Annotated in this window: 19 protein-coding genes; 11 read left to right on the forward strand and 8 right to left on the reverse strand. The window is 67.2% G+C overall.

The features are described 5' to 3' along the window. The first annotated feature begins 430 nt into the window (after positions 1 to 430). The 3 genes from AC2YHB_RS01690 to AC2YHB_RS01700 all read left to right on the forward strand — a co-directional run bounded on the left by AC2YHB_RS01690 (position 431) and on the right by AC2YHB_RS01700 (position 5,278). On the forward strand, positions 431 to 2,560 hold the full coding sequence (locus tag AC2YHB_RS01690; protein WP_487353309.1) for an ATP-dependent nuclease: 2,130 nt from the start codon (positions 431 to 433) through the stop codon (positions 2,558 to 2,560). After that, positions 2,557 to 4,335 carry a UvrD-helicase domain-containing protein gene (locus tag AC2YHB_RS01695; protein WP_487353310.1) on the forward strand — a complete coding sequence of 593 codons (1,779 nt, stop codon included), beginning with the start codon at positions 2,557 to 2,559 and terminating at the stop codon, positions 4,333 to 4,335. Before AC2YHB_RS01690 ends, AC2YHB_RS01695 begins: the two co-directional genes overlap by 4 nt. A gap of 247 nt (positions 4,336 to 4,582) precedes the next feature. Beyond that, on the forward strand, positions 4,583 to 5,278 hold the full coding sequence (locus AC2YHB_RS01700) for a hypothetical protein (protein WP_487353311.1): 696 nt from the start codon (positions 4,583 to 4,585) through the stop codon (positions 5,276 to 5,278). A gap of 119 nt (positions 5,279 to 5,397) precedes the next feature. On the opposite strand, the gene AC2YHB_RS01705 is transcribed toward AC2YHB_RS01700, so the two are convergent. The 3 genes from AC2YHB_RS01705 to AC2YHB_RS01715 form a co-directional block, all read right to left on the reverse strand. Next, positions 5,398 to 5,586 carry a hypothetical protein gene (locus tag AC2YHB_RS01705; protein WP_487353312.1) on the reverse strand — a complete coding sequence of 63 codons (189 nt, stop codon included), beginning with the start codon at positions 5,584 to 5,586 and terminating at the stop codon, positions 5,398 to 5,400. 290 nt (positions 5,587 to 5,876) lie between these two features. Continuing rightward, positions 5,877 to 6,731 carry an AbiV family abortive infection protein gene (locus AC2YHB_RS01710; RefSeq protein WP_487353313.1) on the reverse strand — a complete coding sequence of 285 codons (855 nt, stop codon included), beginning with the start codon at positions 6,729 to 6,731 and terminating at the stop codon, positions 5,877 to 5,879. 196 nt (positions 6,732 to 6,927) lie between these two features. Then, on the reverse strand, positions 6,928 to 7,308 hold the full coding sequence (locus AC2YHB_RS01715; RefSeq protein ID WP_487353314.1) for a helix-turn-helix domain-containing protein: 381 nt from the start codon (positions 7,306 to 7,308) through the stop codon (positions 6,928 to 6,930). Positions 7,309 to 7,392: 84 nt separating this feature from the next. Between AC2YHB_RS01715 and AC2YHB_RS01720 the strand changes: the two genes are divergently transcribed. Next, positions 7,393 to 7,791 carry a hypothetical protein gene (locus AC2YHB_RS01720; RefSeq protein WP_487353315.1) on the forward strand — a complete coding sequence of 133 codons (399 nt, stop codon included), beginning with the start codon at positions 7,393 to 7,395 and terminating at the stop codon, positions 7,789 to 7,791. A gap of 62 nt (positions 7,792 to 7,853) precedes the next feature. Then, a complete protein-coding gene (locus AC2YHB_RS01725; protein WP_487353316.1) occupies positions 7,854 to 8,645 on the forward strand; it encodes a nuclease-related domain-containing protein in 792 nt (263 codons plus the stop codon). Positions 8,646 to 9,042: 397 nt separating this feature from the next. Here the strand turns inward: AC2YHB_RS01725 and AC2YHB_RS01730 are convergent, their stop codons facing one another. Together AC2YHB_RS01730 and AC2YHB_RS01735 are read right to left on the reverse strand one after the other, a co-directional pair. After that, positions 9,043 to 9,372: a helix-turn-helix transcriptional regulator gene (locus AC2YHB_RS01730; RefSeq protein ID WP_487353317.1), complete on the reverse strand. Its 330-nt coding sequence runs from the start codon at positions 9,370 to 9,372 to the stop codon at positions 9,043 to 9,045. Positions 9,373 to 9,667: 295 nt separating this feature from the next. Further along, positions 9,668 to 10,804 carry an IS110 family RNA-guided transposase gene (locus AC2YHB_RS01735; RefSeq protein ID WP_487353318.1) on the reverse strand — a complete coding sequence of 379 codons (1,137 nt, stop codon included), beginning with the start codon at positions 10,802 to 10,804 and terminating at the stop codon, positions 9,668 to 9,670. A gap of 500 nt (positions 10,805 to 11,304) precedes the next feature. On the opposite strand from AC2YHB_RS01735, the gene AC2YHB_RS01740 reads away from it, so the two are divergent. The 5 genes from AC2YHB_RS01740 to AC2YHB_RS01760 all read left to right on the forward strand — a co-directional run bounded on the left by AC2YHB_RS01740 (position 11,305) and on the right by AC2YHB_RS01760 (position 16,627). Continuing rightward, the gene (locus AC2YHB_RS01740; protein ID WP_487353319.1) at positions 11,305 to 12,537 is read left to right on the forward strand and encodes an IS110 family RNA-guided transposase; all 1,233 of its coding nucleotides are present in this window, start codon (positions 11,305 to 11,307) and stop codon (positions 12,535 to 12,537) included. 246 nt (positions 12,538 to 12,783) lie between these two features. Then, the gene (locus tag AC2YHB_RS01745) at positions 12,784 to 13,512 is read left to right on the forward strand and encodes a tyrosine-protein phosphatase (protein ID WP_487353320.1); all 729 of its coding nucleotides are present in this window, start codon (positions 12,784 to 12,786) and stop codon (positions 13,510 to 13,512) included. Between the two features lie 90 nt (positions 13,513 to 13,602). Then, positions 13,603 to 14,943, forward strand: a complete 1,341-nt coding sequence (locus tag AC2YHB_RS01750; RefSeq protein WP_487353321.1) for a PucR family transcriptional regulator — start codon at positions 13,603 to 13,605, stop codon at positions 14,941 to 14,943. Then, a complete protein-coding gene (locus tag AC2YHB_RS01755) occupies positions 14,940 to 15,638 on the forward strand; it encodes an SDR family oxidoreductase (protein WP_487353322.1) in 699 nt (232 codons plus the stop codon). The genes AC2YHB_RS01750 and AC2YHB_RS01755 overlap by 4 nt, the downstream gene beginning before the upstream one ends. Continuing rightward, complete coding sequence (locus AC2YHB_RS01760) at positions 15,638 to 16,627, forward strand: zinc-binding dehydrogenase (protein ID WP_487353323.1); 990 nt, start codon at positions 15,638 to 15,640, stop codon at positions 16,625 to 16,627. Before AC2YHB_RS01755 ends, AC2YHB_RS01760 begins: the two co-directional genes overlap by 1 nt. A gap of 19 nt (positions 16,628 to 16,646) precedes the next feature. On the opposite strand, the gene AC2YHB_RS01765 is transcribed toward AC2YHB_RS01760, so the two are convergent. Continuing rightward, entirely contained in the window at positions 16,647 to 17,441 is a 795-nt protein-coding gene (locus tag AC2YHB_RS01765; protein WP_487353324.1) for an SDR family NAD(P)-dependent oxidoreductase, read from the reverse strand. 122 nt (positions 17,442 to 17,563) lie between these two features. On the opposite strand from AC2YHB_RS01765, the gene AC2YHB_RS01770 reads away from it, so the two are divergent. Beyond that, the gene (locus AC2YHB_RS01770; protein WP_487353325.1) at positions 17,564 to 18,625 is read left to right on the forward strand and encodes a phosphotransferase family protein; all 1,062 of its coding nucleotides are present in this window, start codon (positions 17,564 to 17,566) and stop codon (positions 18,623 to 18,625) included. A 17-nt stretch (positions 18,626 to 18,642) separates the two neighbouring features. Here AC2YHB_RS01770 and AC2YHB_RS01775 read toward each other — a convergent pair whose 3' ends face one another. Together AC2YHB_RS01775 and AC2YHB_RS01780 are read right to left on the reverse strand one after the other, a co-directional pair. After that, positions 18,643 to 19,626, reverse strand: a complete 984-nt coding sequence (locus AC2YHB_RS01775) for an NADPH:quinone oxidoreductase family protein (RefSeq protein WP_487353326.1) — start codon at positions 19,624 to 19,626, stop codon at positions 18,643 to 18,645. A gap of 11 nt (positions 19,627 to 19,637) precedes the next feature. Then, on the reverse strand, positions 19,638 to 20,090 hold the full coding sequence (locus tag AC2YHB_RS01780) for a MaoC family dehydratase (RefSeq protein ID WP_487353327.1): 453 nt from the start codon (positions 20,088 to 20,090) through the stop codon (positions 19,638 to 19,640). Positions 20,091 to 20,151 lie beyond the last annotated feature (61 nt).

Below are 20,151 nucleotides of genomic sequence, written 5' to 3' on the forward strand. Positions count from 1 at the left end.
CGCGCCACCTCACTGCTGGTGAGGATCTCCTCCACCGTTTCCATCTGGTCACCTCCGGCTCTGAGAGCGGCGACGGCCGCCCGAGACTTCTGACAGTCACCTAAGGGAGCGATGGGTGCTCGTGCGATCAGATGTCGGCGGTGAATCTCCTGCAATGCTCGGCGCCGCTAGGGATCAAACGAGGGCGCAGCGCAGACCCGTGCTCGTTCGGAGTGCGTGAAAGGGGCCGTGACGGCTGCCGATGCGCCGCGGGCTTTCCGTCCAGAATGGGCGCCTACCTCGGCCGAATTGGCCTAGTCGACACCCTCTGGGAGGCTGCTTGCCCTAAACGAGCACTCGCGCTGATCGGCCTGTTTCTCCACGACAGTGGTCGGCTACCGATATCTTCCGGTGCGGTAACCGGTACACGCCCGTTCGCTGAGGACTTCTGGTGCATCTTGGGACATTGAACCTACGAAACTTTCGTTCGTGCGAAGACAGCGCGCTCAGCCTCGATCCGGCACTGACGGTCCTCGTTGGCGAGAACGCTTCCGGAAAGAGCGCCTTGATCGATGCCCTGCGCCTATCCACGCCAGCAGCGAACGGGCGCCAAAGCGCGTGGTTTGACGCGAGTCGCGACCTTACTCACGACGTTCCACTAGGCCATGCTGTCGAGGTCGAGGCTCGATATAGCGACCTGAGCGACGCCGAGTCAGCGATCTATCTAGCGCAAATCGTCGATGAGCATGGCGACCTAATTTACCGAGCGTCGTTCGCGACAGACCCTCGCGTTCCCCGCCGCAATGTCCTTTCCTGGACTGTCGGGGACGTTCGGGTCGAGGACGCTGAGCCCACCAACCGCCGGCGGATCAGTCACGTGTACCTGCCGCCGCTGCGCGACGCTGTTCGGGACATCGACGGTGGCGAAGGCAACCAGTTGCACGATGTCATCAAGATCCTGCTCGGAGGCGATCAAGAGCTTCACGATTCGTTCGTGGAGACCGCCAACGCTGCGCTGCAGACCATCGCCGAGCACCGGGTCGCGGAAGACACGCGAGCCACGATTCAGCAGTATTTCGGTCAGACCACGCCGCCGAACCGGGAGCATCTGCTCGAGCTCAACCGTCGTCAGGTGGAGTTGCGTCGAATCGCGCGGCTCCTGCACCTTCAACTCGCCGAGGCTGGAGTTCCTGTCGGCGACATAGCGGCGACAGGATTGGGCTACGCGAACCTGCTCTATATAGCCATGATCGTGCTAGAGCTCGTCAATGCTCGAGACAGCGACTTGACGCTCCTCCTGGTCGAGGAACCCGAGGCTCATCTGCACCCTCAACTGCAGCTGGTCCTGCTGGATTTCCTGCGGGACCAAGCCGCCAGCAGTGGCTCCGACAACGTCGGTCTCGCACCCACCGGTCGCGTGCAAGTAGTGGTGACCAGCCATTCGCCCAACTTGGCGAGCGCTGTATCGATCAGGAATATCGTCGTCGTTGCCCGAACCTCCGTGACGACATCGTCCTCAGCCCCAATCGCTGACGCACCCAGCCAGACACCGTCCGACCACGCTGCTGACCAGATGGCGGCCTCCGCGCTCAGTTGCGAAGCGGGCGACGACGTGCGCTGGCGAACCCAGACCACCGCGCTGTCTTCTCTCAAGCTGACCGATGGTGCGATACGCAAGCTTGATCGGTACCTCAACGCGACTCGGGCAGGGCTGCTGTTCGCTCGCCACGTGATCTTGGTGGAGGGAACCGCGGAGATGGTGCTCATTCCTGCGCTTGCCAGGCTTCAGATGGAACCTCCGGCCGATTCAGACGAAGCGACACGGACGCTGGCCGCTGCCCGGAAGCGGACGTTTCGAAGTGCAAGTCTCATCAGCGTAGAAGGCGTCGACTTTGACCCCTTTCTGCATCTACTGCTCGCTGGCCCCCACCCGCGCGTCGATCAGGTTGTCGTGATCACTGATGGCGACAACGGCGCCGGCGGTGCCCGACGAGAGGCCTATGAAGCTAGTTATCCAGAAGCGATCGCGGACGGGCGGCTACGGGTTTTCGTCGGGGACACGACCCTTGAAGCCGAGTTGTTCTCCGAAGAGGCCAACGAAGAGATCCTCAAGGCCGCGTTCTTGGAACTTCATCCCAGGTCGACCGCCAACTGGGAGCGGGTTTCGGGCGCCGCGCACGACATGGTGAGGAGCGACCGCGCCGTCTTCTTCGCAGAAGCGATCCGGAAGAAGAAGGGCAGGAAGGCGAAAGACGACGTGGCAGCCGGCTCTGCGGGCGTCGGCCAAGAAGCCGCCGCAGAGGATGTCGGCTGCCACGAACCTCCTCGAGACCTCGAGCAGACGGCTGGCCCGACCGCGGCGCAGACCGACGACGATTTCCCGCGCCTCGACATCTCCAAGGGAGACTTCGCACACCTAGTTGCCGAGGCAATCACTCCTCTCACGAGCCAGCAAGACTTCGTCATCCCCACCTACATCAGCAACGCGATTGCCGCGATCATCCGCCAGGACGAGCCGGCCCGAGGAGGCGTGGACTCCGCTACTAAGGCTGCATCCGATATCGAGGACGAACCGCGGTGACGACCGACGTCGTCGACAGTCCCCCGCTGAGCGAGGAGCAGCAGAACGCGGGTTGCCCCGGCATCCGTCACATCGAGGCTGGGCCAGGCGCCGGGAAGACCAAGGCAATGGTTGCTAGGTTTCGCGCCCGCTCAGGCCCGCACGGTGGAGTGGCACTCTTGTCGTTTACCAACGCCGCAGTCAACGTGGCACGAAGCCGCTGCCTTGATGACCCAGAGCTGCTAGACAGCCCGAACTTTGTCGGTACGTTCGACGGCTTCTTTCATCGATACGTCGTAACCCCTGCAGTTCTGCGAACGACGCGAACGGCTCCTCGCTACCTCAGTTCGTGGGATGACCTACCCGACCACCTTCGCATCGTTCGACAAGGATCTGGTTCGGGGCTTCGACTTTCCAACTGGTCCCTCTGGAACGGCGCCCTGTCCGAACTTGACGAGGCAAACCTCAACCACGACGAACGTAGATTCTGGACAAACCCAAACGTCACGGACTGGACCCGCCAGCAGATCCGCACGAAGGGCACCGATCGAATCCGTGCTCTCCACCAGAGCCGGATCTACGACACAACCGCGGCAAGAAGGCTCGCGATACGAGCCCTGACAAACTCCGATCTCGGCCTACTGGCCACACTTGGAAGGCGATTCACAGAAGTGATCGTCGACGAGTTCCAAGACTGCGACGACCTCGAGCACGGACTGCTCCACCTGCTGTCAGGTAGTGGAATCCATGTCATCACGGTCGCTGACCCCGATCAGGCGATCTACGAGTTTCGCCAGACCAACGTCGACAACTACAAGCACTATGTGAGCAAACTGGACCCAGCCCAGATCGCTTACCTCAGCACCTGCTATCGCTCCTCTCCTGCGATCTGCGCACTGGTGACAAGCATTCGGCAGGCGTCCGCTATCAGCATCGAATCCCACGATCCAGACGACACATCGTGTCCGGCGATTCAAGTGATCGTCGGGTCAGGACCACCGGCTGGCGCAGCGGCAGCGCGCGTCCTGGCCAAGCACCGCATTTCCGCCGAGGCCACCCGCTTCCTCGCTCACAAGAAGAAGGATGCTCGTGCGTTGGCGAGGGCCCGAACAAGGGAACTCAAAGGAGACGCGGCCATCACGAAGATCTTGGCCGCCGTCGCCGAACTTCGAAGTGGCGCCGACTCACGCACACGCCACAATGCCATCACTCGGATCGAGAAGGTCGTGATCGAACTCTTTTCCTGGCCCAACGATCAGGCCCCAGCCACACGAGAAGAGCAACTGGAGATGCTCGGGATCGCTAGCGCCGCGCTGCGGATCCTCGCAAGCAACCTCGTCTCTGCCGCACCAAGCTGGACAAGTAGAGAGGTATGCGCCGAGTCGATCCGCGAGATCATCACCGAAGGAGCCGCCACATCTCAACTCCCTCTGACCAATAACGTTGGACGACGGCTGGCAAAGCCGCGGGAAGACACCTGGCTGGCGTGGACGTCTCGGAACGAGACGGTCTTGATCCCCGAAATCTCGGCGATCAGATGGACCCACGTACACGCGGTCAAGGGCGAGGAGTTCGATGCCGTCATCTATGCCCTCCCGCCTCAAGCCGTGAACGGTGGCCATGTCTTGGACGACTGGGAACGAGGAGAAAACACAGAAGCGAGGCGGGTCCTCTACGTCGGCGTAAGCAGAGCACGGCGATTGGCTGTGCTCGTGGTGCCGCCCAGTCGAAGAGATCAACTCACAGCCATCCTGGAGCGCGACGGAATCCAGTACGACATCGCAGTTGCGTCTTAGCGCTGCCGGCGCAGCTGACGCCCCGGCTTGGGGAAACGGAACAAGCAGCCGATCCGGACGGGCCAGCTGCAAAAATCGGGGACACCCCGACGTGGTCCACACGGCCGCGAGCGATGTTGGTACATCCGCTGCGCAGACCCAACTTGTGGGACAGGTCTCTTGCCGCCTGACGTGCCAGGGGTGGCTCGCCGACGAGGGCCGGGCTGGGACCACGAGCGCGGCCCCGGCGAATGAGAGGATTGGAGTCGTGACCCAAAGAACCGCGTTTGGAGTCGTGGCGGGCGGGCTACTAGTCGTCGTCGGAATCGCTGTTGGGATCGGTCTCGTTCTCGACGCCGACGCAGGTTCCATGGCCGACTGGGTGGCAGCCTCCGCGACGGTCGCCGCCTTCGGAGCCGCCATGCTTGCGGCCAACTACGCGGCCGGGGCGCTAGGGATTGAACAGGTTAGGGACGGCGAGCTCCTGCGAGAGCGGAGGAGAGCGCAGGCCGCCCTCGTCGCGGCTTGGCCCGACAAGTTCGTTCCGAACTGGCAACAACAGCAAAGCGGTCCGCCCATCGCTGAGGAGGGTATTTCTGGCGCGATAGCAATGCTGCGAAACGCGTCTGAAGTACCAGTCACGAACGTTCACGTCGACTTCAGCGTTGTACTCTCCCCGACTGGTGGAGCCACCGAGGAGAAGACGCGATACCTAGGCGGCGAGGATCTTGCGGTCCTACCTCCATCGGCGGAGCCAAGGCCAATCCGGTGGGTAGCCGAGGACGAGACGGCCGTGATGATTGTGGGCGTTCCCACGCTTGGCGACGGTCAGGACTATCCTGACTATGGGACATACGATCCGTCGTACCTCGTCGTCGATATCAGCTTCAGAGATGCCTCCGGCATTTTGTGGCGCCGCGACCGGCTAGGTCGACTTGACGAGGTCATCGAACACCGGGGTTAGCCTGTTGTGTTCGGCGGGAATGTTGCTGCGGACATCTTTTCGGGAGTGCGTCACTTCGCCGCCCACGCGCTCGCATCAGGGTCCTGGCGTTGCTAAGGAGAATTGTCAGAATCCGGCCGTCACGATGACGCCCAACGTTGGTGCCTGCACAGTTGGCACAGCCCCTCCAACTCGTGACACCGCCCGAGTTCGTGCATAGCGAATCGCTCGATCTCCTGCTCGGCCGCGGCCGTCAACAAGTCCTCGACGGTGTCGGGCATGTTGCGATCACCGTCGAACTCAAACAGATCATCGTCGGGCACCGCCATGACTCAGACCCTACGACGAGACCGGAGGTAGCGGGCCCACTGCGGCCCTGAGGGACGAGCACGCCGGCAAGTCTGAAGGGTGCATGGTCGGAGCTCCTCGCGAAGCGCGGACAGCCGAGTCGTCGGTGAGTGCGATACGGACTCACCTGCGTCGTACCGCCGCTGGTGCAGCAAGTCGATGCTGCACGCGAGCGAGAACCGTGCTCAGGTGATCGCGGCGGCGCTTTCGGCACTGGTACAGCCCAGGTTCTCGCTGCAGCAACTTCGGAACTTTTCGACGCTGCCCGGCCCTAAGGCTTCGACCGGTCCTGCTGCTCCTCGCGCTCGTCGAGCCCCTCCGACAACCAGATCAGTTCTCGCGTCTCGGCCTCGTAGCCCGGCTTGCCGATGTTCTCGAACGGGTTGCTGTCGGGCCCGGGTAGGTGCAGTCGATAGGCGTCGTTGTGCAACTCACGGCCCTCCTTGCCGCGGCGCTGCACGTCGAGGATGGCCTCCAAGACCTCGGGCTCCACGCCGGCAAACAGCTTGCGTGTCTCCTCCAACTCTTCTTCGGTGGCAGGCGGAACCTCCTCCGCCCACTGGGCCTGCTGCTTCGCCTCAATGTGCTCGCCGAGCCGTAGCTGCCAGCCAATCTGGTGAACGTGCCGGATGACGTCTGACAGCGACTCCTCCTCGGCGATGTCTTGCGGGGCGAGCGCATCGCCGCTGTCATCAAGGTCGACGTAGAAGCCCTGCTGTTTCAGGGTGTTGTGCCTCTCGGTCCATCGTTCGATCGTCCCCAGATAAGCAGCGGTCTTGTCGTGGTCGGGCTCGAAGGTGTCGAACCAGTACGGCTCGTTTACCAGGAAGCTGTGGACAAGCCGAAGCTTCTTCGGGTGGCTGGCCCACAACTGAGTCAACTTCTTCGTCACAAACGGCACGCCCTCGGGGGCGTAGGCCATCTCGACCCGTCGCTCGTGGATAGCAATGGCCTTCCCGGACTCCTCCATGCCGAGGATTGCGAGAGACCGAGCAAGCCCGAAGCTTCCAAGTTCGAGCACCGTGAGGGCCGCATTGAGCAGCCGATCCGCGTTGGCAAGCAGGGCGTCCTGCACCGCGACCACCTGCTCCGGCGACAGGTCAGGGAGCTGCTTCCGTTGAGGCACGGGCACAGTTTGCCTTGTGGCTCCGACGCTCACATGGAGACCAATCAGGGGCTCTCCCGGCGCCGGCGATGGGACTCCTCCGTCAAGGCCGAGCGTTGATACCGCGGTCGTAACGATGATCGCCGATGACGTCGGCCTGCTCGCCAGACTGCTGGACTCGCAAGATTCCCACGTCGTGATCGTGTGTCAGCCGCCGCTAGGGCCCGTGCTGATAGCGCGCGTGCAGGCTCGAGTCTCGAACTTCGAACGGAGAGAAGTCGAGCTCGGTCAACATGGGGCCGAGGATCCCTTCGATGGCTGCTACGTCCCTCAAGGTGAGCTGCGCGTACCCGCGCAGCAACTTGCTGAGGCGTCCCGGTGCGATCCCGGAGCGCTCTTCCAGCCAAGACTTCGAACGCCCGAGCTGCCGCAGGCGATCGGTCGCCTCGACTACAAAATGGTGCTGCAGCTCGGCCGCCCGTGCGCTCGCGTACGCCGCAGGCGTCGTCGGTTGGATCCAAGTGACATCGCCGGACCGGCCGAACATTGCGGGTTCCTCGAGAAGGTCCCGGGGAATGGTCGAGGGAGGCTTCGGCACCGGCCAAACATACGGCGCGAGGATGCTCGATTTGGGCCTGTGGATAGCGACGTCTGATTAGACGCTTCGGCGTATCTTCCATTTATGGAAGAAAGCGTGAAGCTTGAGGCCGGCTCGTCTCCTACGCGACTGGTGGCACGCATGGCGACCACCGGGCATGCGGTGCGGTGTGGCGAAGGCTGGCTTGGGCTCGTCGACGAGCTCGATCGGGCGCTGGCGGCCCTCGATCCGGGCTACCACCTCTTCGCGATCGCCCGCACCGTTGGCGAGCTCGTCTTCGATGCCGAGCCGTCGTCACCCGAACTTGCTCATCGTTTCACTGCGATCGTCCGCTCGGCCTCTGAAGCGGCGAGCAGGACCTGTGAGGTCTGCGGGGAACCTGGCGATAGGAGCGAGATCTGTCGGGTGGTCGAGGTGCTGTGTGCTGAGCACCGAGCGGCCGCCGGAGCGGCCGAACGGCGGCATCGAGCACCGCCGTACTGACCGATTCGCCGGACGAACGGCCGGCGCATCGGCTTCCATGGTGCGAAGGTCGAGGAGGTCCGATGCGCTCGTTCCAGCCGTTCCCGCGACGAGAACTGAAGAGGCTGCGGCGCCGATGGCTGCGCCGCAACGTCGGCATCGTTGCGTTTCTCCTGGTGGGATTCGTCCTCGCGGCGGCAATGATCTCAGTGCCCCTGGCAACCAGCGACCTGCCCGTCCGGTGGTACGTCATCGGTCTCCTCCATGCCTGCCTTGTCGCTGCTGCTCTGCACCTCGTCAACTCGGCGTTCATGGCGCACGAGGCCACCGCGATCTGGCAGCTCAGGGGGGCATGGGGCGAGGACAACACGCGATCGGAGCTGCAGAAGGCGAAGCGGCGGCGGCTCGTCTGGGGGTGGGTCGACAGCATCACGCTGCAGGGTGGCGACCTCGACCACGTGGTGGTCACGCGCTCGGGTGGCATCCTCGTGTTGGACTCCAAGTGGCGCAGCTCGATCGACGCGGACGCGGTTGCGGAGATGACCGCTTCCGCGAAGAAGGCAGCCATCAGGGCACAGGGACTCGCGAGATCCATGCTCAAGTCAGAGCGCGGAGCGAAGCATCGGGCACGCGCGCAACCGGTGAACGTTGAGGCGGCCGTGGTGCTGTGGGGAGCAGCGCGGGAGATGGTGAAGGACGGCCGAGAGATGGACGGGGTGCAGTTCGTGGATGGTCGCAGGCTGGTCGACTGGCTCCGCAAACTCGACGGGCCGCCAGTACCTTCGGACGCAGCCAAGGAACTGCTCGAGCAACTGACGGCGTACCGCACGACCGCTTTCAAGGCAGCCGAACTTCGGGAAGCAGAGCGTGCCTGAGGGTGGCTGTGCGCAGCCAGCCTCACCCGACGAAACGTCCGGCAGATTGTTCAACGAACCCAGCGGCTCCCCGTGTTCGGTCGACGGAGGCGAGCGATTTCGTCCGCGACCGAGCTCCACTTCGCGTCCACGAGCTCGCCCCGAGCACTGCGGTCGTTGAGTTCTCGAAGGACGCGTCGGCAGGCACTGGGGGAGTCGAGAACGGCGCTGACGTGTCGCTCGATGCTCACCGGTTCGGTGACATAGGTGATCGCTGTGTGGCCCGCTTGAGCAGCTCGACGTTCCTCGGATGCAAGCCTCCGGCAGGCACTGCTGCACCACCGCCGCGGGCGGCCGGCCTTCGGCCGATCGGAGACGAAGAACGGTCGGCCGCATCGGGGGCAGGCCTTCTCGATGATCACTGGTTCCGCTCCTGATCCAGCGACCATTCGAAGACCGTAACCACCCGCCAGCGGAGGTGCTTGCCGATGCGGAATCCCTTGGGGCCGCGTCCTCGACTGCGCCAGGAGTAGACGGTCTTGACGGGTACGCCGAGGTACGCGGCCACGTCGGCGGCGGTCCAGAGGCGCTCGCCGCCGGAGGGGTGTTGGGGTTCCGCGAGAGCGGTCGGCTGGGACGGGGGAGCGGTCATGCGGCGTCGTCCTGTCCGTCCGCGTGTCGGCGTCGAGTCTGGTGTGGGTTCGTCCCACAGGGCTGCTTGTTCCGGGAGATGCTTGTTGTTGCTCATCGCGTGCCCGTCGTGATCCCGGGGGTGCTGGTTGCACCCCTCCTGGTCTCCTAAGGCACTGTCAGCTGTTCGAGCGATCACGGACGCGACGTGAACTTCCTCGAGGAGAGGGGGACGCTGCAGCTTCGGACGCTGCCAAGCCTTACGCCGGACGTTTCCGCGCCGAGAATGGGCCTCTATGTCCAGCGTTCTGCGAGGGGTGTTTCCGGAGTAGCCTCGAGTGCAGGTGGATGCGGAGCGAACGCCTCAGCGAAGAGCAGGATCGGGGCTGGAAGTCCTGTCACGCCGCTGGCTGTTAGGCCGTCAGTCGTGCCTCGTTTGCGTCGCCCGCATCCACCGCCAGCGGCTCCCGTTGTTGCCCGTTGAGGCCCGCCGATGCCCATTGGTCCACGTTGTTCAACTTGGCGGTGTCGGTGCGCATGCGGCGGTAGACGACGTCGGAGAGACGTCGCTTGAGGCAGCGCAGTGCTTCGCGTCGGGTCTTGCCCTGGGCTCGTTTGGCTTCGTAGTAGCGGCGGCCTTCGGTGTCGGCACGGATCTGGGTGATCGCGATCGTGTAGAGCGCCCGGTTGAGTTGACGGTTCCCGCCGGGATTGAACCGGTGTCGCACCGTGCGCCCTGACGAGGCTGGGATCGGGGCGGTGCCGTTGGCGGCGGCGAAGGTGTCGCGGCTGGGGTAGCGGCGCACGTCGACGACTTCGGCGATGAAACGAGCCGCGATCAGCGGCCCGATCCCGTACTCCTCGGTCAGCGTTGTTCCGGTGTCCTCGACCAGGTCGCTGATGGTCTTGCGGATCTGGTTGGCTTCGGTGTCGATGGCCACGATCCGCTCCAGACGTCGACGGGCGAGCTCGGCACGGACGGCGCCGTGGCCTGCGATCTGGGCCAGTAGCTCGGTGGCGCGTTCAATGCGGGCCTTGGTCGTCAGGGAGCCGATCTGGTGCTGGTAGCCGGGCAGCAGGCCCGCGAGCTCGGCGTGGACACGGTTCGCCAGGGCGGTGCGTTCGGCGATCAGCTCGTCGCGGTAGTCGAGCAGAGCGCGCATGTCCGCGGCCGGACCGACGGTGAGTCGCACCGGCGGCAGTGCTGGTTCGCGGGCAGTGATTCGGGCGATCGCGAGGGCCTCGACGGGGTCGGTCTTGCCTTGTCCGGGCTTGCTTCGTCGTTCCCGGGAGGTCATCAGGGTGGGCACTTCGACCAGGCTGAGTTGCTCGTCGGGGTGCTCGAGGGCGAGGTGTACCGCGACGGCGCGACCGTAGGCGCCGGAGCCTTCGATGCCGACCCGCTGGACCTGATGCTCGGTGAGGAGGCGGGTCAGTTCGGTGAAGCCGGAGGTGGTGTTCGGGAACTGATGGGAAGCAACGAGCAGTCCCGTCGGGTCGGTCACGGCGACCGCGAGGGTGTCCTTGTGAGTGTCGATGCCGGCGTACAAGAGCGGTGCCTTTCGCTAGCGGTGTGCCTGGGGTCCGCTGGGTCGGCGACGCGCAAGCATCTGCTGAACAACCGTGCTGCTGGTGGTCCTTCATGCCTCTATCGGGCGTCACCGCCGACCCGGGGGGACGCCGCCGGGAGGCAACCATTCTCAGAGCCTCGGCCCCAGCTTTGGGCGGGGGACGGGCAGCAAGAGGTAGAGCCTTCCCGGCGGCGCTGCGGCCCCGCAGGGCGTTTATGACGGACGAAACTCTGCCGCAGATGCAAGAGGTGTATGGCACTTCGGCCTTCGGCCGAACGTAGCGGGGGATGAGAATCGGGAATGGCGCTCGGCGACGTCGGCACACACTGGTGCGGGTGAGCCCGTAGAGGTGTATGGCGCGGGGCTCTCGGGAGTCGGTGGATTGTTGCTGCGAGCACGTGGGTCTGTGTCCTGGCAGAGAGCCCTCCGGGTGTCGTCGGCCGCGACGGCCGCGGCCGGTCCGATGAGGAGGGCTCGTGATGGAAGTGTTGTTCGACCGGGTCGCCGGCCTGGATGTCGGCAAGGCGTCGGTGTCGGTGTGCGTCCGGACGCCCGGGGCGCGTCGGGGTCGGCGCAGCGAGACGCGCACGTTCAAGACCACGACGGGGTCGCTGCGCGTGATGCGGGACTGGCTGCTGAGCGAGGGCGTCACGATCGCGGCGATCGAGTCGACCTCGACGTACTGGAAAGCGCCGTTCTACTGCCTCGAGGACGTGATGAAGGTCTGGCTGCTCAACGCCGCCCACATGAAGGCCGTGCCCGGTCGCAAGACCGACGTGCGTGACGCGGAGTGGATCGCCCAGCTGCTTGAGCACGGGCTGCTGCGGCCGTCGATGGTGCCGCCGCCGGCGATACGCCAGTTGCGGATGCTGACGCGGTACCGGGTGCAGTTGATGGGTGATCGGACTCGTGAGGCGATCCGCTTGGAGATGATGTTGGAGGACGCCTCGATCAAGCTCTCCTCCGTCGCCTCGTCGCTGACCACGGTGTCGGCGCGCGCGATGCTCGCGGCGATGATCGACGGGGAGCGTGACCCGCTGGTGCTGGCGGAGATGGCGAAGGGGCGAATGCGGAAGAAGATCCCGGACCTGGCCCAGGCGTTGGAGGGCAACTTCGATGACCACCACGCACAGATGGCGCGCGCGATCCTTGGCCGGCTCGATCTGGTCGAGCGGTCGTTGAGCGATCTCGACGCGGTGATCGCCGCGAAGTGCGTGCCGTGGCAGCACGAGATCGACCTGCTGCAGACCATCCCCGGCGTTGGGGAGAAGGTCGCCCAGGTCATCGTCGCGGAGACCGGCGCGGACATGTCACGGTTCCCCAGCGCTGCGCACTTGGCGGCGTGGGCCGGTGTCGCTCCGGGAATCCACGAGTCGGCAGGCAAGCGGACCCCGACGAGCAAGCGGCACGGGAACAAGTGGCTCACCGCGATGCTCGTCGAGGCCGCCGGTTCGGTGGCGCGGATGCACCAGTCCAACTACCTCTCGGCCCAGCACGCGCGGATCGCGAAGCGACGCGGCACGGGCCGCGCACAGGTTGCGGTCGCGCACTCGATCCTGGTGTCGGCCTGGCACATGCTGACCAAGGACGAGCCCTATCAGGACCTCGGCGCTGACTGGCTCGCCCGTCGCAACGACCAAGCGCATGCCCGCCGGCTCGTCGCGCAGCTGGAACGGCTCGGCCACACCGTGCAGCTCGACCCCGTCGCCTGACTCACCGCGCCCATCGACAACGTGTCGGGCTTCGCCCGACGCGCTCACGCGCATGCGTCGGTACAGGTGATTCACGGGTCTGTGTGGCACTTGGACGATCGCGATCGATCGAGGGGGACGCGCCGGGCTAAGCGCGTCGATCGGTTCGAGCAGCGGCGTTAGTCCGTTCAGCTCTTGCTGTGGGAGTCGACAGTGCGATCTCGGCGACTGTTCGTCGGCGTAGAACTCTGGAGCCACGCTGAGCCCATGACGTTCGAGCCTGCCGCCTCCGAAGCTGCCGGGAAGCGTGTGCATGTCGTCGACGGATCGCACAACGTCCGCGACCTCGGTGGCCTCGTGGCCCGGGACGGCCGCCGGCTCAGGACGGGCCGGGTGTTCCGCAGCGACTATCCGACGTTCTTGAGCTCGGATGCGAGAGCTGTGGTCGCCTTGGGGATCGCCACGGTGGTCGATCTGCGGCGGGGAACCGAAGCGGCGATCGAGCGCGTGGACGGGGAGGCGCTGGGGGTGACGTACCAGCGGTGGCCGTTGACCGCGGGGCTCGAGGACTCGTGGCACGCGCGATACACGGCGTACCTCACCCGGCGGCCCGAGACGGTGGTGGGTGCGGTGCGGGAGGCGATGCGTCCCGAGAACCACCCCGTCCTGTTCCATTGCGCTGCGGGCAAGGACCGCACGGGGGTCGTCGCAGCGCTGCTGCTGTCGCTGCTGGGGGTGGCGGAGGAGGACATCGTCGAGGACTACCTGCTCTCGGCGACGAGCGTCGAGCCGGTCATCACTCGTCTCCTGCGGATGGACGTGTACGCCGCGATGCTGGCCGACAGCAGTGTCGACGACCAGATGCCGCGGCCGGAGCACATCCGCGGCCTGCTGACCTGGCTCGACGAGCGCGGTGGTGCGGAGGCCTGGCTGCTCGAGGGTGGGGTGCCGGCCGAAGAGATCGATGCCTTCCGTGCCGCGATGCTGGAGGCGTGACGGGTGAGGCGCCACGCTTGCTTAAACGGTCATACCATTCTAATCTCGGAGCAATGTGACCGTCATCTCGCGCGCCGAGAGGGAGATTCCATGGCTGCTCCGACCACACCCGCAGCCGATCCGCGTCAGCGGTTCGACGAGCTCAACCGCCGCTACGCGGTGGAGCTCCGTCTCTCCGCGGTGTCGGCCGCCGGCGGCGGCATCAGCGGGCTCGTCACCGCTGTCGCGGAGCTGACGACCAACCCGATCTGGCTCATCGATCCCCAGCGGCGGGTCGTCTCCCGATCTGCGCAGGCGCGCGGTTCAGACTTCCGTCCCCCCGAGGTCGACGAGCTGTTGGCAAACCACGGCCCAGCGGACCTGTCGGGCGCGCAGCCGTTGCTGGTCTCGGCGCAACCGGCCCGGGGCGTCGTACGACGGCACCTGCTGATGCCGGTGCGCCGTGATGACTGCCTGTTCGCCTGGCTGGTGATGGCCGAGGTCTCCGGCCGCTTCACACGGGAGGACTCGGCGCTGGTCGGACGTGCCGCCTTCCACCTGGCGAGCGAGTACGCCGTACAGCGTCGCGTGGCCCGGGCGTCCTGGAACGCCCGCGCGACCCTGGCTCGCCAGCTGGTGCGTGGGCACACGCGTGACGACGACATCACGGATGCCGCCGAGTATCTCGGCGTGCAGGCGGACGCCGACCGGGTTCTGGTCTATGTCTCCGATCCCGTGGGAGCGCCGCCCTGTGACGAGCTGCGCGACGAGGAGGCGCTCTCGGCGCTCGTCGCGGTCGACCTCGGAGTCGAGGTTCTCGCGACCCGCGGGCGCGAGGGCCTGATCCTGCTGATCGAGGCGCCGGAGGGCGAGGCGCACGTCGCCGTGGTGCACCGGGTCAAGCAGGCCATGCGCCGCCTGCTCGCCGCGGTCGGCCAGCCGCTGGCGACCGTCGGTGTCTCCGGGGTCACCCGGCCGTCGGCCCTGCAGCGCGCCTACCGCGAGACGCGCGAAGTCGTCCTCTGTGTCGACCGCTTCGCGCGCACGTCGGAGCGGGTCATTGCCGTCGACGACCTCGGGCCCGCGCGGCTCTTCGTCGCGAACGGGGACCTGGGCGCCGTCCGTCGCTACGTCCAGGACGTCGTCGGCGCCCTGCTGGACGGTGGCCCGGGTACTGCCGACCTGCTGCGCACCCTCCAGTGCTTCTTCGACACCGGCCGGAGCGTGCGGGAGTCCGCGGCCCGGCTCGGCATCCACGAGAACACGGTGCGACTGCGAATGGCCAAGGTCCACGACCTGACCGGCCTCGACGTCGCCTCCGACGCCAACGACCAGCTCTCCGCGCAGACGGCACTGCTCGTGCTGCGGTTGGAGGGACATCCGGCGATCCCGGCGTTCGACGAGCGCCACGGCTTCGCCGACGAGACCGATCAAGGGAAGGACACTGCATGAAGCGTCGAGCACTGGTGACCGGGGCGGGCCGTGAGGGCGGCATCGGGCAGGCGATCGTACGACGCCTGACCGCCGATGGCTTCGAGGTCGTGACCCTCGACCGGGAGCCCGGATGCACGTGGCAGGTCGACATCGCTCGCGACGAGCTCCCCGACTTCGGTGAGATCGACGTCTACGTCGCGAACGCGGCGATCACCACGCTCTTCGGCGCCGCGCACACGTTCTCGATGGAGAAGTGGCAGCTCGACCTCGACATCAACCTGACGGGCACCTTCCGGGTCCTGCAGCAGTGCCTGACCGGAATGCGCGAGCGCGGCTACGGACGAATCGTCGTCATCTCCAGCACCTCCGGCACGCAGGGCATGCCCGCCCAGGTGTCCTACGCGACCTCGAAGGCCGGCCTGATCGGCATGGTCAAGACCGTGGCTGCGGAGAACGTCCGCAACGGCGTGACCGCCAACTGCGTCCTGCCGGGGATGACTGCCTCATCCGGCATCCTCGGCATGCCCGAACCGATCAAGGACGCGTGGCTGGACAGCCTGCCCAACGGCTTCGTCGACCCCGACGACATCGCGAACGGCGTCGCCTTCTTCGCGAGCGAGACGTCGGGCATGGTCACCGGCCAGCTGCTGACGGTCGATGGTGGCGACGAGCTGAACACCCGCTCGGTGACCGCGTCGGTGGTCCGGAGCTGATGCGCGGCCTCGTCGTCCCGGAGACGACGGGCCCGGGTGCGGTCGTCCTGCGCGAGGACCTGCCGGAGCCGGAGGGGGCCCACCCGTGGGCCGACTGCGAGCGGCTGCTGGTCGAGGTGCGGGCGGCGGCCGTCGCCTTCCCCGACCTCTTGCAGAGCCGCGGCGCCTACCAGCACGGCACACCGGCGCCCTACGTCACCGGTGGCGAGTACGCCGGCAGGGTGCTCGAGGCGCCCGCGGGCTCCCGGTTCCGACCGGGTGACCGGGTGGCCGGACTCAGCGTGTGGGGCGCGGCCGCGGAGCGGGTGCTGGGGATTCCGCGCTACACCGTGCGGATCCCGGAGGCGATGTCGTGGGCCGATGGGGCGGCGTACTTCCTCAACTACGCGACGGCCTGGTTCACGCTGGACCGTGCGGGGTTCCACGATGGGCAGTCGGTGCTCGTGCACGGTGCGGCGGGAGGCGTCGGTTCGGCCGCGCTGGACCTGCTGCGCGGCCGCGCGAAGCCGTCGATCGCAGTGGTCTCGTCCGAAGGCAAGGGTGATGTCGCCCGCAGCTGCGGTGCCGACGTCGTCCTGCTGACCGGAGGGGAGTGGGCCCGACAGGCGCGGGAGGCCACCGACAACGGCGTCGACGTCGTGGTGGACACCGTCGGAGGCGACCGGTTCACTGACTCCTTGCGGGCGCTGGACGTCGGCGGTCGGCTGATGGTCGTCGGCTTCGCCGAGGGCTCGATCCCGGAGGTCAAGGTCAACCGCCTGCTGCTGCGCAACCTCAGCGTGATCGGGGTGGCCCTGGACCCGTGGGAGCAGCGCTTCCCTGGTTACGCCCCCGAGCTGGTCGACGGTCTCGAGGCGGCCGCGGCCGAGGGTCGGGTCCGGCCCTACGTCGGGCATCGTCTGCCGCTCGCCGGCGCCACCGACGCGCTGGGCATCCTCGACCGTCGAGAGGCGCACGGCAAGGTGGTCATCGAGGTCGCGGCCGGCTGACGGCCGCGACCTCCCGGGGTCAGAGCAGCAGCACGCCGCCGTCGACCGGTACGCCGACACCGGTGACGTACGACGATGCGTCCGACGCCAGGTAGACGGCGGTGCTCGCGATCTCGACCGGCTCGCCGAGACGCCCCGCCGGGACCCGTGCGTCGATGATCGCCTGCTGGTAGCGGGGGCTGTAGTTGGCGGTGGCTTCGGTGAGGAAGACGCCCGGCAGGATCGCGTTCACCCGGATGCCGCGCGGGCCCCACTGGGCCGCGAGGTCGCGGGTCATCCCGAGAACGCCGGCCTTGGCGGCGCTGTAGCCGGCGGCGGGCATCTTCGCCGTGGTCACCGCCATCACGCTGGAGATGTTGACGACGGAGCTGCCCGGCGGCATCACCCGACCGGCGGCCTGGGCCATCCAGTACGAGCCGAACAGGTTGACGTCCACCACCGAGCGGAAGTGCTCGGGCGGGTCCTCGGTCGCGGCGTTGTAGTCGCCGCCGATGCCGGCGTTGTTGACGAGGACGTCGCAGCCGCCGAGCTCGTCGACGGCTGCAGCGACGAGGCGGTCACAGTGCTCGACCGAGGTCACGTCGGTCTCCACGGCGATGCAGCGTCGCCCGAGCCCCTCGACGAGGGCACGGGTCTCGTCGAGCATCGCGAGACGGCGCGCGCCGATCGCGACGTCGGCGCCGGCGGCGGCCATGCCCTGGGCGATGGCGACGCCGAGCCCGCTGGAGGCTCCGGTGACGACCGCGACCTTGCCGTCGAGCCGGAACCGGTCGCGCCAGGCGTCGCTCGTGAAGGGGTTCTCCGCATCAGTCATGGTCGGAGTCTGTTCCGTGCCCGGCCCGCGTTCGACCGTACGCCGGTGGGTGGCTGTGGGCCTCTCCACCAGGCCGGGGTGGGGTCGTTGTCCGCGAGGTCGCCGCGACCCAGAGTGGATCCGTGGAGACCAACGACCTCGACGGACTGCTCGACCGCGCCACCGCCGCTGCCCGGCACCGAACGCCGGACGTGGAGCTGCGCGGGCTGCGCCGGCTCGAGGGCGGGGTGTCGAGCCTGACCTACGCCTCGACCCTCGTCGGCGACCGCGCGGACCAGCCGGTGGTGCTCAAGGTCGCACCGGCCGGCCTCGCACCGGTCCGCAACCGCGACGTCCTGCGCCAGGCGAAGGTGCTGCGTGCGCTCGGCCGCCTGGCCGAGTTCCCCGTGCCCGACGTGCTGTTCGAGGACCAGGGAACCCCGCCGGAGGTGCCGCCCCTGTTCGCGATGTCATTGTGTCCGGGTGAGTCCTACGAGCCGCTGCTCGACGTCACTGCCGTGCCGCCGGAGCCGGAGGTCGTCGCGGAGCGGGTGCTGGTCGCGGCCCGGGTCCTCGCCACACTCCAGTCCGTGACACCGGAGCGGCTCGGCCTCGGGGGCGAGCCGGCGTCGGCCGTCGGCGCCGAGCTGGAGCGCTGGCAGCGGCTGTTCGACACGGTCGACGCCGACATCGCCCCGGGCCACGAGAAGCTTGCCGCCCGGCTGGCGGAGCGGATCCCGACCGGCATCGCGTCACGCCTGCTGCACGGGGACTACCGGTTGGCCAACATGCTGTTCGACGGCCCGCGCCTCGCCGCAGTCATCGACTGGGAGATCTGGTCGGTCGGCGACCCGCGGTCCGACCTGGCCTGGCTCCTGATGCACCTCGAGCCCGCCCATGTCTTCCACGAGCGCCGTCCCGACGCCGACCTTCGGGCAGGCGGGCAGCTGCCGACCCGGGAGCAGGTGTGGCAGGCGTACGCAGAGCGCCGCCGCGCCTTGGGGGCCGGGGAGCACGAGCTGGAGGCGACCGCGGCGGACCTCGAGTGGTTCCTCGCCGTCTGCTATTACAAGACGGCCTCGACGATCGCCGTGATCTGGAAGCGTGAACGCAAGCTTGCGGCTCCGGACCCGAAGCTGGTGGCGGCGGATCGGCACCTGGGCGAGGTGCTCGCAGCGGGACACGCCGCGCTCGACCGCGGCTGAGCCGCCGACCGGTCCCGTCAGCGGACCTCGACCACGACCTTGCCGACCGCGGTCCGCTCGTCGAGCGCGGCGAGGGCGTCGGCCGCCCGGTCCAGGGGGTAGGTGGCGCCGATCGCCGGCGTGAGGCGGCCCGCGTCGAGCAGCTCCTGGACACCGCGTCGTACGCGGGCGAGGGTGCCGGGGTGCTCGGTCTCCATCACGTCCATCGTGATGCCGGTGAGGGTGAGGTTGCGCAGGAGCAGCCGGTTCATCCTCAGCTCGGGAATCGAGCCACCGGCGAAGCCCACGATGACGCCGCGGCCGCCGATGCGCAGCGAGCGCACCGTGTCGAGGAACTGGTCGCCGCCGACCATGTCGACGAAGACCTCGACGCCACGGCCGTCCGTGAGCTCACGGACCTCGGCGAGCCAGTCCCCGTCGGTCCGTCCGACGTGGGTGGCGCCCGCCGCGCGCGCCATCTCGGCCTTCGCGTCGCTCGAGACCAGGGCGATGGTGGAGACGCCGAAGGCCGGGCCCAGATCGAGCACGCACGTGCCCACACCTCCGGCTGCGCCGGTGACCAGCACGGTCTCGCCCGGCTGGGCCCCTGCGCGGTCGAGGGCGTACCAGGCGGTGGCGTAGTTCATGTAGATGCCCGCGCCCTCGGCGTACGACATCGAGTCGGGGATGCGGACGACGAAGTCGTCGATGGCGAGCGCCTGCTCGGCCATGGCTCCCTGCCAGACGATGCCGGAGATCCGGTCGCCGACCTCGAGCCAGGAGTCCTCGGGTGCTTCGGCGACGATGCCGGACACCTCCGACCCGCACACGTACGGCGCCGGGACCCCGCCCTGGTAGCGCCCCCAGGTCTGGAGCGGGTCGATGAAGGACAGCCCGACGGCGTGGACGTCCACCAGCACGCGTCGGCCGCCGGCGCGGGGGTGGGCGCCGACCGGCGCGGGGATGTCCTTGACGACGGCGGAACGGGGACCGTCGAGGGTCTCGACGACGACAGCGCGCATGGTGGTTCTCCTCAGTCGAAGTAGGCGAAGAGGGACTCGGCCACGCAGGCGGGCTTGTCCTGTCCCTCGATCTCGAAGGTCTGGCGGGTGCGGAACTTGGAGCCGCCCTCGAGCGGCTCGGCGGCGATCAGGTCCTGGGTCATCCGGAGTCGGGACCCGACCTTCACGGGAGAGATCCAGCGGACCTTCTCGTAGCCGTAGTTGAGGGCCAGCGAGTGCCCGTTCATCTCGAAGATCTCGTACTGGAACTTCGGCCCGAGGGACAGCGTGAAGAGGCCGTGCGCGATGGTCACGCCGAAGGGGCTCGCGGTTGCACGGTCCGGGTCGACGTGGATCCGCTCCCAGTCCTCGGTGGCGTCCGCGAACGCCTGGATGCGCTCCTGGGTGATGGCATGCCACGAGCTGGTGCCGAGGCGCTCGCCCACGAGGGCCCGCAGCTCGTCCACGCTGTTGAGGATTCTCATGTCCGCATCGTCACCGGTGCCGACGGCCCCCGCGATCCACCTGCGGAGAGGGGCTGGAGAT

This window comes from Nocardioides sp. SRI_004, assembly GCF_057586415.1.